The following is a 17,280-nucleotide window of genomic DNA, read 5'->3' on the forward strand; positions in this document are numbered from 1 at the left end:
TCATACACAGTACTTGTCATTGTAAATCTGCTACTCTGAGCACTGTGATTACATATGATGGTTACTTTTTTGTCGCAGACGCATCGACCACCGAGATCTACACTAGGGTTGTCGTCGGCAGCGTGAGATGTGTATCAGGGACCGTGCTGCAGGCGCCCAGCGCGCTGCTGTCGCTGGCCGCCTGCAGCACGTCCCGGCCCCTGGTCCACGGCGAACCCGCCGTATCGGCCCCGGTCGCCCCGGCGCCTGCCGCGGTTGTCGCCGACGGCGCCAACGACAACCTCAACGCGGTGCTGTGGATACAGCGCTCGCAGGAATATCGCGCCAACTCCCTGCAGACCTGGCGTGCCGCCGCCGCGCAGCTGGACCGCGCGCTGGCCGACCGCTCGTGGACCGCGCTGCTGCCCGAGGAAGGCGGCAGCCACCAGTCGGCCGCGTTGAAGCCGGCGGTGGTGGTGGACGTGGACGAGACCGTGCTGGACAACTCGCCCTACCAGGCGCGGCTGGTGCGCAATGGCGGCAGCTACGACGACGCCACCTGGGATGCCTGGGTGGCCGAAGGCAAGGCCGGCGCGGTGCCGGGCGCGGTGGAATTCGCCAAGGCCGCCGCGGCCAAGGGCGTGACCATGATCTACATCACCAACCGCACCGAGCACATGAAGGATGTCACCCTGGCCAACCTGCGCCGGCTCGGCTTCCCGGTGGCCGGCGACGATGTCTACCTGGGCCTGGACAAGTACGTGCCCGGCTGCGAGCAGGAAGGCAGCGAGAAGGCCTGCCGCCGCCAGCTGGTGGCGCAGAAGTACCGCGTGCTGATGCAGTTCGGCGACCAGCTCAGCGATTTCGGCGCGATCAGCGCCAACACCCAGGCCGGCCGCGATGCGCTGCTGCAGGCCCACCAGGACTGGTTCGGCCAGCGCTGGTGGATGCTGTCCAACCCGACCTATGGCGGCTGGGAGCCGGCGCAGTTCAACAATGCCTGGTCGCTGCCCGAATCCGAGCGCCGCGCCGCCAAGCGCGCCGCGCTGGACGTCGCCCAATGAGCCGCGGCCCGCTGCCGCTGCGCACCGACGAGCGCCTGATCTTCGCGCTCGACGTGCCGGGGCGCGCGGAGGCCATCGACTGGGTGGAGCGGCTCGGTGACGCCGTGTCGTTCTACAAGATCGGCATGGAGCTGCTGGCCTCGGGCGAGTACTTCGCGGTACTCGACGAACTGGCCAGGCGCGACAAGCGCGTGTTCGTCGATCTCAAGTTCTTCGATATTCCCGCCACCATCGCCGGCGTCATCCGCCGCCTGTCGCAGTGGCCGGTGAGCTACTGCACGATCCATGGCTGGCACCCGGCGATGATGGAAGCCGCCGCCGCGGCCAACACCTCGGACATGCGCCTGCTGGCGGTGACCGTGTTGACCTCGATGGGCCGCCCGGACCTGGCGCAGATGGGCATCGACCGCGAGCCGGTGGAAGTGGTGGTCGAGCGCGCGCTGGCCGCGCAGCGCGCCGGCATCGACGGCGTGATCGCGTCCGGCCAGGAGGCCGCGCCGATCCGCGCCGCCACCGGCGCCGGTTTTTCCATCGTCTGCCCGGGCATCCGTCCCGGCGGCCCGGTCGGCGACGACCAGCAGCGCACGGTCGGCGTGGCGCAGGCATTCGATGATGGCGCCGACGCCATCGTCGTTGGCCGCCCGATCCGCCTGGCATCCGACCCGCGCGCAGCCGCGCAGGCCATGCAGCGCGAGATTGCAGATTTCTTCAATTGAAAATCAATTACTTACGCATTGATTCATGAAGTGTTGCATTAACTGAAGTGGGCGCGTAGGCTGTGCCCGTCCCGGCCATGCCGGCGATGTGTCACATGTCCCCGGCCCAGCCGGTTTGAGGAGGTTCGCCACCGGCAACGGGGCGGCCTCTTTTTTTATGCCTGCAACCGGGAAGCCCTTCCCGCCCCCGCTTGCCGCTGTCACCGGACAGGCCGCAAGATGCGACGGCCCCGGGGGAGGACCAACGACGCCATGCCACGCCGTTCATCTCGCAGCCGTACGCATCTTTCGCATCTGCTGTTCCTGTCCCTGTGCGCCGCGACCGTGTTCGGCAGCGGCTGCCGGCGGTCGCAGGAGCCCCTGCCAGGGGCCGCCACGGAACCGGCCGCGGCCGTGCGCCAGCTGGTCCAGCACCTGCACGACAACGACCTGGCCGGCTATGCCCGCGCGGCGGTGCCGCCCGAGGAATACGCGGAACTGGAGACGGCCTGGGCCCAGGGCCACAGCCGCTGGCCGCTGGACGAACTGCCCCTGCACGACAAGCTGCCGGCGCTGCTGGCCTCGCTGTCGGCGCCCGATGCGGAAACCCGGCTGCAGCGGGCGTTCAGGGCGCAGATCGCCGGGCAGACCGCCGGCGTGCGCCAGGCCGCGCACTCGCTGGGCCTGTTCGGCGAGCAGTACATCAGCCACCAGGGCGACTACAGCGACGACGAGCGCGCCCACTACGTGCAGCTGGTCAAGGCGCTCAGCGCCTGGGCGCAGGCCGCGCCGCTTTCCGATTCCAAGCTGGCGCGCTCGACCATCGCCACCCTGACCGCCGCCGCGCGCGCCACCGGGCTGGACAGCGACGCTGCCCTGCAGGAAGCGGGCATGACCGGCAGCCTGCAGCGCTTGTCGCCGTTCGCCGCGGCCGCCAAGCAGGTGCTGGCCGGCTACGGGTTGTCGCTGGACGACAGCATCGCGCAGCTGCGCACCGGGCTGGCCAGCCAGGAAGGCGATCGCGCTGTCGTCCATGTGCAATATCCCTTGGCCGGCCAGGAGATCGACCTGCAGGTGGTGCTGGCGCGCCGCCAGGGACGCTGGTACCTGGCCCGCACCCTGGCCGAAGCGGACGCGGCGCTGGCGGCCGCGCGCGCTGCCGCGCCGGCGCCCGAGGAGGGCCAGGCTTCCCCGGACGGCGCCGGCACCGACACCGGGAACAGCCCGGCTGCGGCGGCTAAGCCATAATGTCGCCGATGTCGAAACAGAACTCCCGGCCCGAACAGGGCGAACTCCTGCCGTCGGGCGAGGCCAGCGCCCCGGCCGCCGCCCCCCTGCCTCCGGCTCCGGCCGGCCGTCCGCCCGTGCGCCAGGGCCGTCGCCCACTGTGGTCGCGCCTGCTCGGCCGGCTGATCGAGCCGTGGCTGGGCCTGAAGATCGAACCGGAACAACTGCAGCACGACCCGGCGCAGCCGGTGGTCTACGTGCTGGAAGACTACGGCCTGTCCAACGCGCTGATCCTGGACAAGGCGTGCCGCGACGCCGGCCTGCCGTCGCCGCTGGTGCCGCTGCCCGGCGATCCGACCGGTCGCAAGCGCGCCTATGTGGCGCTGTCGCGGCGCTCGAGCAACAACGCGCTGATCCCCGAACAGCGCGGCGCCCGCACCCATTCCGATTCGCTGGCCCGGCTGCTGCAGGCGCACCGCGCCAACCCGGCGCTGGACGTGCAGCTGGTGCCGGTGTCGATCTTCGTCGGCCGCGCCCCGGACAAGCAGAGCGGCTGGTTCGCCGTGCTGTTCTCGGAGAACTGGGCGCTGGTCGGCCGCTTCCGCCGCCTGCTGGCGGTGCTGCTCAACGGCCGCGACAGCATCGTGCGCTTCGCCGCGCCGATTTCGCTGCGCGAGACGGTGGAGGAAGGACTGGAGCCGGAGCGCACGGTGCGCAAGCTGCAGCGCGTGCTGCGCGCGCACTTCCGCCGCATCCGCGAATCGATCATCGGCCCGGATCTTTCCACCCGCCGCCTGCTGGTGGACAAGGTGCTGGAAGCCGATACGGTGCGCGAGGCCATCGCCGCACAGGCCAAGCGCGACAACTCCAAGCCGACCGACGCCTGGAAGAAGGCCCAGGCCTACGCCTGGGAGATCGCCGCCGACTATTCCACCCCGGTGGTGCGCTCGGCCAGCTTCCTGCTCAGCCACGTCTGGAACCGCATCTACGCCGGCGTGCTGGTCCACCACCTGGACAAGTTCAAGGAAGCCGCGCCTGGGCACGAAGTCGTCTATGTGCCCAGCCACCGCAGCCACATGGACTACCTGCTGCTGAGCTACCTGCTGTACGACCGCGGCATCGTGCCGCCGCACATCTTCGCCGGCATCAACCTCAACCTGCCGGTGGTCGGCACCCTGCTGCGCAAGGGCGGCGCGTTCTTTGCGCGGCGCAGCTTCCGCGGCAATCCGCTGTACTCGGCGGTGTTCTCCGAATACATGGCGCAGCTGGTCTCCGGTGGCTATTCCATCGAGTACTTCGTCGAAGGCGGGCGCTCGCGTACCGGCCGCCTGCTGCAGCCCAAGGGCGGCGTGATCTCGATGACCCTGCGCGCGTTCCTGCGCCAGCCGCGCAAGCCGGTGCTGTTCCAGCCCATCTACATCGGCTACGAGAAGCTGATGGAGGGCAACAGCTACCTGGACGAACTGTCCGGCCGGCCGAAGGAAAAGGAATCGATCTGGGCGCTGCTGTGGGGCATCCCCAAGGTGCTCAAGCAGAACTACGGCCAGGTGGTGGTGAACTTCGGCGAGCCGATCGCGTTGAACGACGTCCTGGCCGAGCATGCGCCCGAGTGGGACGGCCAGCCGGTGCCCGAGGACGAGAAGCCGACGTGGCTGATGAAGACGGTCGACGCGCTGGCGCAGAACATCAACGTGCATGTCAATGCCGCCGCCGACGTCAACCCGATCAACCTGCTGGCGCTGGCGCTGCTGTCCACGCCCAAGCATGCGATGGGCGAGGCCGACCTGATCGCGCAGATCGAGCTGTGCAAGAAGCTGCTGGTCGAGATGCCGTACTCGGACCGGGTGACGGTCACCCCGCACTCGCCCGAGCGCATCATCGCCCACGCCGAGGAGATCAACGTCCTCACCCGCGTCAAGCACCCGCTGGGCGACGTGCTCAGCGTCAGCGGCGACACCGCGGTGCTGCTGAGCTATTTCCGCAACAACGTGCTGCACCTGTTCACCGCGTCCTCGTGGGTGGCGTGCTGCTTCCAGAACAACCGCCGCATGAGCCGCGCCGGCCTGCTGCGACTGGGTCGCGGGCTGTACCCGTTCCTGCAGCAGGAGCTGTTCCTGCCGTGGAGCGAGGACGAGTTCGCCGCGCGCATCGAGCAGACCATCAACGTGTTCGTGCGCGAAGGCCTGTTGCAGCAGGTGGGCGAGGACGAGGGCGGCATGCTCGCGCGCAGCACCGGCCAGACCGACGAGGTGTTCCGCCTGCGTGCCATCGGCCATTCGCTGCAGCAGGCGTTCGAGCGCTACTACATCGCCATCTCGGTGCTGGTGAAGAACAGCCCCGGCGTGCTCGGCGCGGCCGAACTGGAAAGCCTGTGCCAGCAGGCCGCACAGCGCCTGAGCCTGCTCTACGCCCCGGCCGCGCCGGAGTTCTTCGACAAGACCCTGTTCCGCGGCTTCATCCAGAAGATGCGCGAACTGCGCCTGGTCTGGCCGGACGAGAACAGCAAGCTGCTGTTCGACGAGCGCCTCGACGCCTGGGCCAAGGACGCCAAGTTCATCCTCGGCCGCGAATTGCGCCACACCATCGAGCGCGTGAGCCCGGAAGCGGTGAAGCCGGAGGAGCCGGCGGCTGGCTGAAAGAGCCCGCCGCGACGCAACGAAGGAAGGGGAGGCGGCGATGTGGCGGAGCGGCCTTTTCGCGGCGGTGGCGATTGTCTGCTCGCTGGCGGCGGTACATGTCGTGCGCGCGAAGCCGCGCAGCATTTCCACATTGCCCGAACCTTCGGATGAAGTGAGGGCGTTGCTGGGAACCGGAAGGAAGACCGCCGCTATCCAGGCCTAGCGGCGGCAATGCGGCGCATTGTTGCTGGAAGCGAGCCGGGCCATCGACCACTACATGGCCTGAGAACAGGGACACCGGCTTTGCGGAAGCGGGCCTGCCCGCGGATGCTTTCCAGCCAGCCTGCATGGGGCATCTGCAGGTCACGGCCGCCGGATGGATCGGGAACACGTACCGGGCACGTGCCCGCGCCGGCGTCGGAATTCAGGCCGGCTCGTCGGGGATCAGCATGCTTTCCAGTTGCGCGATGCAGTCCTTGAGCTGCAGCTTGCGCTTCTTCAGGCGCTTGGCTTCCAGGTCGTCGTCCGGGTTGGCCGCCAGTTTCGCTATGCGTTCGTCCAGGCTGCGATGTTCGGCCTTGAGCGCGACAAGGCGCTGGGCGATTTCTTCGGGGGCCGGGGGCGATTGCATCGCCGCAGCATACAAGCCGCGCAGGCGCGCGTCATCGCGCGGCGGGCGCGCATGACCAACGCAGCCGGAACCCTGCCGAGATCGTGGCGCCGGGCGCCAGGCGACGGTCCGGATACAGGTTGAACGCATCCGGTGGCGCGGTCTGCGGCTCGACGCAGGTGGCGTGCGCCGGCTCGTCGAATACCACCCAGTGTGTACAGCCCGAGCGCAGCCGCAGGGTCTGTTGCCGGCGATGCAGCAGCACCGGCCGGTGGTTGAGGAAGCAGTCGTCCCACGGGCCGCATGGCACCGCGCCTGGAGGCGGTATCGCGATCCCCGCGCCGTCGCGCGGGAAACAGGCGTCCGGCGCGAAATCCAGCGCATCAGGCTTGTGGAACCAGGGATGCCAGCCGATGACGGGCAGCGGCATCGGTTGCGGGCCGGCTTCAACCGACAGGTGCAGGCGCAAGCCATGCCTGCTGATGGCGATGCGTTGGGTGGCAACGCCGCCGAAGGGCCAGCGCTCGTCCTCGGGCAAAGGCAGTACCAGTTCGATGGCGGCCATCGATTGCCTCCGGACCTGCCACGGCAGCACGAAACCGACACCATGGATGGCGTGGGCGCCAAGATTGGACGGCAGCCGATGGTTGCGGCCATCGAAGCGGAAGCGGCCATCGCGGATGCGCCCGGCCCACGGCAGCATCGGGTAGCAGCCCCAGCAGATCGCGGCCGGGGTTTCGTCGTGGCCGACCAGCCAGGGCACGCCCTGGTAATGGATCTGCGCGATGCGCCCGCCGGCTTCCGGCGCGACGTCCACGCTCAACGCCGGTCCGCCGAGCCGGATCAGCCGGCCCGGTGCCAATGGCCGAAGCGCAGCGTCCGCCGCCGGCTCATCCGCCATAGGGGTGCAGGGTAGCGATCCTGCCGTCGGCGTCGTGGTGCAGTTCGGTGACCTTGATGTTGCGCAGATGGGTCACGCCGCCGGACAGGATGGCGTCGTGGTAGTACAGCCACCAGCGGCCGTCGAACTCGATGATGGAATGGTGCGTGGTCCAGCCGATCACCGGGGTCAGGATGACGCCCTGGTACACGAACGGCCCGTAGGGGTTGTCGCCGATGGCGTAGCACAGCAGGTGGGTGTCGCCGGTGGAATAGGACAGGTAGTAGCGGCCCTGGTGGACGTGCAGCCACGGACCTTCGAAATAGCGGCGCTCGTGATCGCCGGCCAGCAGTGGATTGCCGTCCTCGTCCACGATAAGCACTTCGCGCGTCGGCTCGGCGAGCCGCTTCATGTCCGCCGTCAGGCGCGCCACGCGCGGCCCGAGCGCGGGTTCGTCGGCGGCCGGTTCCTCGTGCGCCGGGTCGTAGCGGTTGTCGCGGTACTTCTGCATCTGCCCGCCCCAGATGCCGCCGAAGTAGAGGTAGTGCCCGCCATCGGCATCGGCGAATACCGCCGGATCGATCGAATAGGTGCCGGCGATGGGCTCGGGCTCGGCCCGGAACGGACCCTCCGGGCGCTCGCCAACGGCGACGCCGATCTGGAAGATGCCGTCGGCGCGCTTGGCCGGGAAATACAGGTAGTACCGGCCGTCGTGCGTCGCCGCGTCCGGCGCCCACATCTGCCCGGCAGCCCACGGTACGTCGTCCACATGCAGGGCCACGCCGCAGTCGACCGCCGGCGATTCCGGCGAGTCCTGGCGGAACACGTGGTAGTCCTGCATCCGGAAATGGCCGCCTTCGTCATCGAAGGCCGTGCCGCCGTCGATGTCGTGGGACGGATAGAGGAAAAGCCTGCCGTCGAACACATGCGCCGACGGGTCGGCGGTGTGGATGTGGGTGACCAGCGGTTGGGAAATGGCTTTTGCGGCCAACGCCGACAGCTCGGCCTCGGTGTATTCAAGGTCTGCCATGGATGTTCCTTGTGCGGGGGGACGGGCTCAGGCGGACGGCGCGGCGCGGCGTGCGGCGAGCTCGCGTTCGATCCGCGTCTCCAGCGGCTTGTTGATTTCGTAGAAGAACAGCAGCGCCACGCCGACCAGGAAGGGCAGCGAGCAGTACAGGCTGATGGACAGGCGGATGCCGGCGATGGCGCCGGTCGACTGCAGCGTCTGCGCCGCGTCGTAGCCGTAGTGGGCGAGGATGCCGGCGACCAGTGCACCGCCCACGCTCAGGCCCAGCTTCAGGCCGCACAGGATGGCGGAGAAGACGATGGCGGTGGCGCGCCGGTGGTTCTTCCACTCCGAGTAGTCGGCCACGTCAGCGACCATCGCCCACAGCAGCGGGATGGTGATGCCGTAGAAGAACCCATGCAGGATCTGCGCGCCGAACACCAGCCCGATCCGGTCCGGCGGGAACGTGTAGAAGGCCAGCATGAACAGCGTGGAGACGAACAGCGCGGCGGCGAACACGTCGCGCTTGCCGAAGCGGTCGGCCAGGCGCTTGGAGAAGCCGATGCCGACGATCATGAAGACGATGCCACCGGCGTTGAACAGGCTGAAGGCCGAGGTCGGCGCGTCCTCCGGCCAGCGGAACCCGGTCAGGCCGACGCTGGACAGCAGCGCGTTCAATCCGGCGATCAGGCGGTTGAAGCCGATGTCGTCGAGGAATCCGGCCAGCGCATCGGCATGGAGGTAGTACTGGAAGTAGTAGATGTACATGCCGCCCTTGAGCGCCAGGGTGGTGAACACCAGCACGGTCAGCAGCAGGATCACCATCCAGGGCCGGTTGCGCGCCAGATCGGCCAGGTCCTGGCGGATGCTGGATTTCTGCTCCGGCGCCGGCAGTACCCGCTCGCGGGTGGTGAAGAAGGTGATCAGGAAGAACAGCGTGCCGACCCCGGCGAACAACAGCATCGCGTTGTGGAAACCGCGCACGCGGTCGCCGTCGCCGAGGATCAGCACCAGCGGCAGCAGCAGCGACTGCACGATCAGCTGGGCGATCATCACCGCTACGAAACGGTAGGCCGACAGGCTGTTGCGCTGGGCCATGCTGCCGGTGAGCACGCCGCTCAGCGCCGAATAGGGCAGGTTGTTGGCGGCATAGACCAGCACCAGCAGGATGTAGGTAGCCGCCGCGTAGGAGATCTTGCCCTGCGTGCCGAGGTCCGGGGTACTGAAGGCCAACAGCGAAAGCACGCCGAACGGCACCGCCGTCCACAGGATCCAGGGACGGAACTTGCCCCAGCGGCTGTGGGTGCGGTCGGCCAGCAGCGCCACCGTGGGCGTGAACACGAAGGCGCCGAGCAGGCCGGCGACGAAGATGATGGTGGCCGCGCTGGAGGCGGGGATGCGGTAGACGTCGGTGTAGAAGAACGCCAGGAAGGTGACCAGCGTCTGGAAGATCAGGTTGGCGGCCAGGTCGCCCAGGCTGTAGCCGAGCTTTTCCCGGACCGACAGCACCGCATCGTTCGAACTCATGCCCTGCTCTCCGCTTGCGTTGAATGCGTAATGGACCGCGGCCCGCCCGGCATGGAGCCGGACGGGCCGCGGAGGTCTGCCGCTGCGTCAGAATGAACCACGGATGCCGAACGTGATGGTGCGGCCCGGATCGTAGTAGCTGTAGCCGACGTTGTCGTAGCCGAAGTAGCGGACCATGGGCTTGTTCTGCAGGTTGCTCACGCTGAGCGTGACCTGCGGACTGGTCGGCAGGTTCTTCAGCGTGTAGCTGGCGGACAGGTCGAGCTGGCCGCGGTCCTTGCCGTACTCCTGTGCCCCGAGGATGCTGCTGGTGCTCGGCGCCGACTGGATCGAACCCTGCGCCCAGTTGTACGACAGGCGCAGCATCGCCACGTCGTTCTCCCAGTACGCGGTGGTGTTCCACATCTTCGGCGAGACGCCGTAGAGGCTGCCGGTCAGCGCATGGGCGTCGCGGCCGGCGGTGCTCAGGTTGAGCTTGGTGTAGTTGGCCATGAAGCCCAGGCCATCGAACACGAAGTTCAGCGGCTGCACCCAGATCGTTTCCCAGCCGCGCACGTTCAGCGCCGCATCGGCGTTGACCTGCTGGGAGACGGTGACCAGCAGCGTGTCGTAGTTGCCGCCCACCTGCGCCTTCTGGCCATCGCTCAGCGAATCGTAGGGAATGCCCATCTCCGCCAGCGTCTTGCGGGTGGTGCCCTCGAAGGTATAGCCCTCGACCCGCTTGTTGAAGAAGGTCAGGCCGACGAAGCCCTCTTCGCCGGTGTACCACTCGCCGCCCAGGTCGAAGTTGGTCGAGATGTACGGGTTGAGCTTGGGATTGCCCTGGCGGCCGGTATCCACGCCGGAGCCGCTGAGGGTGGTCGCCGGCAGCATCGCGCCGGGGTTGGGGCGGCTCATCGTCTTGCTGCCGGACATGCGCAGCACCACGTTGTCGGCCACGTCCCAGGCGGCGCTGAACGACGGCAGCCACTCGCTGTAGTCGCTCTTCAGGTCCTGCCACTGGCGCATGCCGCCGAGGGTGACCGGGCCGCTGATGGTCTGGTCGGTGGAGGCGTAACGCACGCCGGCGTTGATGCGCAGTTCCCGGCCCCAGACGTCGCTGGCCATGTTGAACTCCGCATAGGCCGCCTTGTTGGTCTCGTCGAAGCTGCCGGTGGACTGGCTGAGGTTGCCTGCGTTGACTTCCGGTGCGGCGGCGCTGTACTTGGCGAAGTCGGTGGCCTTGAAGAAGGCGGCGTAATCGACGCCGATGAAGCCGCCCGGGCCGCTGATCAGGTACTTCGCCAGGTCGGCATTGGTGACCTGGCCCTGCGCGTAGGGCTTCCACGCCGCCTGGCCGTCGAAGGCCTGGATGCGGCGCAGGTTGCTGTCGGTGGACACGCCGACCCTGACGTTGTTGCGGTCGTCGCCGAACTGCAGGTCGGCGCGCAGGTTCGAGGTCTTGGTCAGGCGCTTTTCGTTCTGCAGGCGCAGGTCGTTCCAGGTCCAGCCCAGGCCCGGATCGTTGAAGTCCAGGTCCGAGGTGATGACCGGGAAGCCGTTGTGGTTGGCGTACTTGCCGGTGAAGTAGGGCGAGTTGACCATGATGGTCGGCATCACGCGGCGCAGCCAGCTGCGGCTGACGCCGGCGTTCACGTCGAGCTTGATGTTGCCCTCGTCGCCGAACCAGAAGGTGGCGCCCGGGTTCACCTGCCAGTAGTCCACGTCCTCGGTGTAGGGGCGGGCCTGCAGGAATACCTGCGCGCCGGCGAAGGTAGCGTCGGTGACCACGCCGTTGCCGTCGACCTTCATGTCCAGCGGAATCATGCCGGTGGGCGAACCGAAGTTGCGTCCCAGCAGGTCCAGGTCGAGGCGGTTCACCGCGCGGTGCGCCTTCGTGTACAGGGTGTCCACCCAGACGTGCACGCTGTCGCTCGGCCGCCATTCGGCCGAGCCGAGGAACGAATCGCGGTCGCGGTCGCCGGACATGTACAGCGGGCGTCCCAGCGCCGGGATCAGTGCATCGTCGATCTGGGCGATGCTCAGGCCCGGGTTGTGCGCCAGCAGCCAGTTCTTGTCGATGGTCTGGCCCGGGGTCAGGCCGGCGCTGATCATCGCCGCGTTGTTGGGCACCACCGGCCAGATGCCCCAGCGGTTCGAGACCGCGGTGCCGCTGCCGCCGCCCTGCGCGGCGGTCAGCGCCGGCGTGGTCCAGTGGTCGCTGATGCCGTCTTCCCAGCCTTTCACGCCCATCTTGCCCTTGACCGAGGACACGCCGGCAAGCACGCCGAACGTGCCCGCATCGTTGGTCCAGCTGCCGATGAGCGAGCCCTGCGGCGCCACGCCGCCGGAGACGGTGTTGTGGGTGCCTTGCAGCGAATAGGTGAGGTGCTTGCCCGGGTTGTCGAAGGCGTGCGCGTTGCGCATGTCCACCAGGCCGGCGGCGCCGCCTTCCGGCAGGCTGGCCTTGGGCGACTTGTAGACGGTCAGCGTGTTGAAGAACTCGGTCGGGAACAGGGTCAGGTCGGTTTCGCGGTTCTGGTTCTGCTGGTCCAGGCCGATCGACGCGGTGGCGACCGTATTGCCGTTGATCGTGGTCTTGGTGAAGTTCTCGCCCAGGCCGCGGATGGCGATCTTCATGCCTTCGCCGTTGACGTCGCGGTTGATCTGGATGCCCGGGATGCGGCTGAGCGATTCGGCGATGTTGGTATCGGGGAACTTGCCGATGTCCTCGGCGAAGATCGAATCGGTGAAGCCGGTGGCGTCGCGCTTGGCGTCGGTGGAGAGCTGGACGCTGTGGCGGTAGCCGGTCACCGTGATGGTATCCAGCTCGGTCGCAGTGCGCTGCTCCGGAGCCGGCCGCGCCTGCGTGTCGTTGTTCTGTGGCTCGGCCTGCTGCGCCCACAACGGGCCGCTGGCCGCGCCCAGCAGGGCCAGCCCAAGTGCGTTGGACAGCGTGGTCTTGACGAGTTTCCTGTTCACCGTAATTCCCCTTCCCGAATTCAGATGATGTGTGTTTTTGCGTCCTGCGCGTAATGGCTTGGCAGGGCTCTGCGTTACAGCATGAAGTGATGCGTTGCAGTCTTGGAACAACCAGGAGTGATTGGATGGTAGCGCTACCATCATGCGCGAAACACGCTGCAAAGCAGCATGGCCGGATCGGCGCCTGGAATCCGCGCCTGGCAGCGGAGGGCCGAATTCCAAACATCCTGCCGGTACGCCCGTGGCGTCCGGCCCGATCGGGCGCAGCGGAGGGACATCGCTGCGGGGATGTGTTAATGGTAGCGCTATCAATCTGGATCCATTCTGCATGCACCGGGAGAGGAGTGATGCATTGGAAGGTCGGGAAGTCGAGGCGCGCGGATCGGTGGGCCATGCCACGCGCCGGCCGGGCCAGGCACGTGCGGGCCATGCGGCCGTGGAGGCGGGCGTGAGCCGGGAAATCGACATGGCGGCTCGGCTCGGGCGTTACCGCTGGCGCGTCTGCGCGATGCTGCTGGCAGCGACCACCATCAACTATCTCGACCGCCAGGTGCTGGGCGTGCTGGCGCCGTTCCTGCAGGGCGAGATCGGCTGGAGCGAGCAGCAGTACGGCTACATCGTCAGCGCGTTCCAGGCCGCCTACGCGATCGGCCTGCTGTGCGCCGGCGCGATCGTCGACCGCTTCGGCACGCGCATCGGCTATGCGGTCGCGATCAGCGTGTGGAGCCTGGCGGCGATGGCGCACTCGCTGGCGGTGGGCGTGCTCGGTTTCGCCCTGGCGCGCTTCGCGCTGGGCCTGGGTGAGGCCGGCAACTTCCCGGCGGCGATCAAGACCGTCGCCGAATGGTTCCCGCGGCGCGAACGCGCGCTGGCGGTGGGCGTGTTCAACGCCGGCTCCAACATCGGCGCGGTGCTGGCGCCGCTGCTGGTGCCGGTGGTCGCCGCCACGCTGGGCTGGCGTGCCGCGTTCCTGTTCACCGGCATCCTCAGCGCGGTCTGGCTGGCGGTCTGGCTGCTGTGGTACCGCACCCCGGAGGCGCAGCCGAAGCTGTCGCCCGCCGAACTGGCGCACATCCGCAGCGATCCGCCCGAGCCCACGGTGGAGGTGCCATGGCTGCGGCTGCTGCGCCATCGCCAGGCCTGGGCTTTCGTCGCGGCCAAGTTCATCACCGACCCGGTGTGGTGGCTGTTCCTGTTCTGGCTGGGCAAGTTCCTCGCCTCGGAATACGGCCTGTCGCTGGCGACGCTGGGCCTGCCGATGATCGTCGTGTACCTGATGGCCGACGCCGGCAGTGTCGCCGGCGGCTGGCTGGCCGGGCGCCTGCTCGCGCGCGGCTGGGCGCTGAACCGCGCGCGCAAGGGCGCGATGCTGGCCTGCGCGCTGTGCGTGGCGCCGATCGTGCTGGTCACCCAGGTCCACAACCTGTGGCTGGCGGTGGCGCTGATCGGCCTGGCGATGGCCGGCCACCAGGGCTGGTCGGCGAACGTGTTCACCCTGCCGTCGGATCTGTTTCCGCGCCAGGCGGTGGCCTCGGTGGTCGGCATCGGCGGCTTCGCCGGTGCGGTCGGCGGCATCGGCATGTCGCTGTTCGCCGGCTCGCAGCTGCAGGCCACCGGCAGCTATGCGCGCATCTTCCTCATCGCCGGCGCCGCTTATGGATTGGCGCTGCTGGTGGTACACCTGCTGGCGCCGCGGATGCGGCCGGCGACACTGGACGGAACGGGAGGCAGTCCATGACCAGAAACATCCCTGCGGATCCGGCGCCGGTGCCGCGCCGCGAACATCGACGCATGGCCCGCGAGGCAACGCAATGAAGGCGTCGCGCATGTTTGCCGTCGCCCTGCTGGCGCTGCTCGCACAGCGCGCACAGGCAGACGAGTGCGCGCAGGCCGCGGCGGTCTGTGCCGATCCGGTGCCGGGCGCGATGGCCCTGATCGAAGGCGGCCGCCCGGTCGCCATCGTCGCCGATGCGGGCGACTTCCCCGGCGTGCTGCGCGCCGTGCGCGACCTGCAGGGCGACCTGTCGAAGGTCGCCGGCACCCCGGCAACGCTGTCCCTGGACGGGGCCGCGCCGCGCACCGCGATCATCGCCGGCACGCTCGGCCACAGCCCGCGCGTGGACCGCATCGTGCGCGAGCGCGGCATCGATACCGCCGGCGTGGCCGGGCGCTGGGAAGGCTACCTGCTGCAGGTGGTGGAGCATCCCGAACCCGGGATCGACCGCGCGCTGCTGGTCGCCGGCGCGGACAGGCGCGGCACCATCTTCGGCATCTACGAGCTGTCGCGGCGGCTGGGCGTATCGCCGTGGTACTGGTGGGCCGACGTACCCGTGCCGCGCCACGCCGCCCTGTACGCCGCACCCGGCCGTTTCGCCGATGCGCCGGTGGTGCGCTACCGCGGCATCTTCCTCAACGACGAGGATCCGGCCCTGGGCGGCTGGATGAAGGCGAAGTTCGGCGGGCCGAACCACGCCTTCTACGAACATGTATTCGAGCTGGTCCTGCGCCTGAAGGGCAACTACCTGTGGCCGGCGATGTGGGGCCGCGCCTTCCACGACGACGACCCGCTCAACCCGCAACTGGCCGATGAGTACGGCGTGGTGATCGGGACCACCCACCACGAACCGATGATGCGCGCGCACGTGGAGTGGGAGCGCCACGGCAACGGGCCGTGGGACTACACGAAGAACGCCGACGCGCTGCGCCGCTTCTGGCGCGAGGGCATCGCGCGCATGGATGGCCACGAGAGCGTGGTCACCCTGGGCATGCGCGGCGACGGCGACGAGGCCATGGGCGAGGCCACCGCCATCCCGCTGCTGGAGCGCATCGTCGCCGACCAGCGCCGGATCATCGCCGGGGTCACCGGCAAGCCCGCCGAGCGGACGCCGCAGGTGTGGGCGCTGTACAAGGAAGTGCAGGACTACTTCGACCAGGGCATGGACGTGCCCGACGACGTGACCCTGCTGTTCGCCGACGACAACTGGGGCAACATCCGCCGCCTGCCCCGGGCCGGCGACAGCCGCGCTGGCGGTTACGGGGTGTACTACCACTTCGATTACGTGGGTGGGCCGCGCAACTACAAGTGGATCAACACCACCCAGATCGAACGGGTGTGGGAGCAGATGGGCCTGGCGCACGCGCTGGGTGCGGACCGGCTGTGGATCGTCAATGTCGGCGATCTCAAGCCGATGGAGCTGCCGATCAGCTTCTTCCTCGACTACGCGTGGAACCCGGATGCGCTGCAGTTGCCGCAGCTGCAGGCCTATCCGGCGCAATGGGCCGCCGCGCAGTTCGGTGCCGCGCAGGCGGCGGAGATCGGCGAACTGCTGACCCGCTACACGCAGTACAACGCGCGCCGCAAGCCGGAACTGCTGGCGCCGGAGACCTACAGCCTGGTCGACTACCACGAAGCCGAGCGGGTGATGGCCGGATGGGAAGCGCTGGCCGGGCAGGCACGGCGCATCGGCGCGGCGCTGGGCGCGGCGCATCGCGATGCGTACTACCAGCTGGTCGAGTACCCGATCCTGGCCAGCGCCAACCTCAACGCGCTGTATGTCGCCGTCGCCCGCAACCGGATGCACGCCCTGCAGGGCCGCGCCTCGGCCAATGCCTGGGCGGACGAGGCCGAGCGCCTGTTCGCCCGCGACGCGGAACTGGCGCGGGTGTACGAACAGGACATCGCCGGCGGCAAATGGATCCACATGATGGCGCAGCCGCGCATCGGCTATACGCACTGGCAGCAACCCGAGCGCAACGTGCTGCCGGCGCTGTCGCGGGTGGACGTGCCGGCGCGCGGCGTGATGGGCGTGGCGGTCGAGGGCGACGCGCGCGTCTGGCCGCAGGTCGCCGATGGCGCGCGCCTGCCGGCGCTGGGCCCGGTGGGCGCGACCGCGCGCGAGGTGGAGGTGTTCAACCGTGGCGCGGCGCCCTTCCGCTTCGAGGCACGGCCGTCGCAGCCGTGGCTGCGGGTTTCGCCCGCAAGCGGTGAGGTGGGCGATACCGTGCGCCTGCGCGTGGAGGTGGACTGGAACGCATTGCCGGCCGATGCGCATGCCGGCGGGCTGTCCCTGCGCGGCAGCGACGGCACCGAGGTCCATGTCGAGGTCCCCATCGAGCGTGCGGATGCGCGGCGGGCGCGGGGCTTCATCGAAAGCGATGGCGTCGTCGCGATCGAAGCCGCGCACACGGCGCGCCGGATGGACGGCGACGACGTGCGCTGGGTGGAGATCCCGAACCTGGGACGCACGCTGTCCGGAGTGACCGCGTTGCCGGCGACGGCACCGGCCAGTTCGCCGGGCGGCGCTGCGCCGCACCTGGAGTATCCGCTGTGGCTGCGGGAAGACGGTCCGGTGGAGGTGCGCGTGACGGTATCGCCGACGCTCGATTTCCGCGGTGGCGACGGCCTGCGCTTCGCCGTCTCGCTGGGCGACGAAGCGCCGCAGGAAGTGGCGATCAGGCTCGACCCCACGCCGGGCCATGCGGATTTCTCCGCCTGGAGCAGGGCGGTCGCCGACAGCGTGCACGTCGTCGTCTCGCGCCACCCGGGCCGGGCCGGCGCGCAGGTGCTGAAGCTGTGGCGCATCGACCCGGGCGTGGTGTTCCAGCGCGTCGTGGTCGTGCGCGGGCAGGCGCGCGACAGCTACCTGGGGCCGCCGGAAAGCGTGCGCCGTTGACCCAACCCCGCCTTCCGCGCCGCGTGCGGAACGGAAG

At 68.8% G+C, this 17,280-nt stretch carries 11 protein-coding genes; 6 read left to right on the plus strand and 5 right to left on the minus strand.

The genetic code is table 11. From position 1 onward, the window contains the following. Positions 1–143: 143 nt before the first annotated feature. The 4 genes from ABB22_RS08695 (at position 144) to plsB (ending at position 5,601) form a co-directional block, all read left to right on the plus strand. Complete coding sequence (locus ABB22_RS08695; RefSeq protein WP_244481336.1) at positions 144–1,043, plus strand: 5'-nucleotidase, lipoprotein e(P4) family; 900 nt, start codon at positions 144–146, stop codon at positions 1,041–1,043. Then, entirely contained in the window at positions 1,040–1,759 is a 720-nt protein-coding gene (pyrF, locus tag ABB22_RS08700; protein WP_055768851.1) for an orotidine-5'-phosphate decarboxylase, read from the plus strand. Before ABB22_RS08695 ends, pyrF begins: the two co-directional genes overlap by 4 nt. Before the next feature lie 393 nt (positions 1,760–2,152). Then, positions 2,153–2,986 (plus strand): hypothetical protein, encoded by an 834-nt coding sequence (locus ABB22_RS08705; protein WP_200911366.1) that lies wholly within the window; start codon positions 2,153–2,155, stop codon positions 2,984–2,986. Then, positions 2,986–5,601, plus strand: coding sequence for a glycerol-3-phosphate 1-O-acyltransferase PlsB (plsB, locus tag ABB22_RS08710; RefSeq protein WP_055768857.1), 2,616 nt, complete (start codon positions 2,986–2,988; stop codon positions 5,599–5,601). The genes ABB22_RS08705 and plsB overlap by 1 nt, the downstream gene beginning before the upstream one ends. A 406-nt stretch (positions 5,602–6,007) precedes the next feature. On the opposite strand, the gene ABB22_RS08715 is transcribed toward plsB, so the two are convergent. From ABB22_RS08715 to ABB22_RS08735, 5 genes are all read right to left on the minus strand, one after another. Then, entirely contained in the window at positions 6,008–6,214 is a 207-nt protein-coding gene (locus tag ABB22_RS08715; RefSeq protein WP_055768860.1) for a YdcH family protein, read from the minus strand. Positions 6,215–6,245: 31 nt separating this feature from the next. Beyond that, positions 6,246–7,094 carry an aldose 1-epimerase gene (locus ABB22_RS08720; RefSeq protein ID WP_055768862.1) on the minus strand — a complete coding sequence of 283 codons (849 nt, stop codon included), beginning with the start codon at positions 7,092–7,094 and terminating at the stop codon, positions 6,246–6,248. Further along, positions 7,084–8,103 (minus strand): glycoside hydrolase family 43 protein, encoded by a 1,020-nt coding sequence (locus ABB22_RS18590; RefSeq protein WP_055768865.1) that lies wholly within the window; start codon positions 8,101–8,103, stop codon positions 7,084–7,086. Before ABB22_RS18590 ends, ABB22_RS08720 begins: the two co-directional genes overlap by 11 nt. Positions 8,104–8,130: 27 nt before the next feature. Next, positions 8,131–9,609: an MFS transporter gene (locus ABB22_RS18595; protein ID WP_055768867.1), complete on the minus strand. Its 1,479-nt coding sequence runs from the start codon at positions 9,607–9,609 to the stop codon at positions 8,131–8,133. 87 nt (positions 9,610–9,696) lie between these two features. Next, a complete protein-coding gene (locus ABB22_RS08735) occupies positions 9,697–12,570 on the minus strand; it encodes a TonB-dependent receptor (RefSeq protein ID WP_055768870.1) in 2,874 nt (957 codons plus the stop codon). 466 nt (positions 12,571–13,036) lie between these two features. On the opposite strand from ABB22_RS08735, the gene ABB22_RS08740 reads away from it, so the two are divergent. Together ABB22_RS08740 and ABB22_RS08745 are read left to right on the plus strand one after the other, a co-directional pair. Continuing rightward, positions 13,037–14,308, plus strand: a complete 1,272-nt coding sequence (locus ABB22_RS08740; protein ID WP_055770252.1) for an MFS transporter — start codon at positions 13,037–13,039, stop codon at positions 14,306–14,308. 88 nt (positions 14,309–14,396) lie between these two features. Continuing rightward, positions 14,397–17,243, plus strand: coding sequence for a glycosyl hydrolase 115 family protein (locus ABB22_RS08745; protein ID WP_200911367.1), 2,847 nt, complete (start codon positions 14,397–14,399; stop codon positions 17,241–17,243). The last annotated feature ends 37 nt before the right edge of the window (positions 17,244–17,280 follow it).

The sequence above is a fragment of the Stenotrophomonas nitritireducens genome (genome assembly GCF_001431425.1).
GTDB lineage: Bacteria > Pseudomonadota > Gammaproteobacteria > Xanthomonadales > Xanthomonadaceae > Stenotrophomonas > Stenotrophomonas nitritireducens.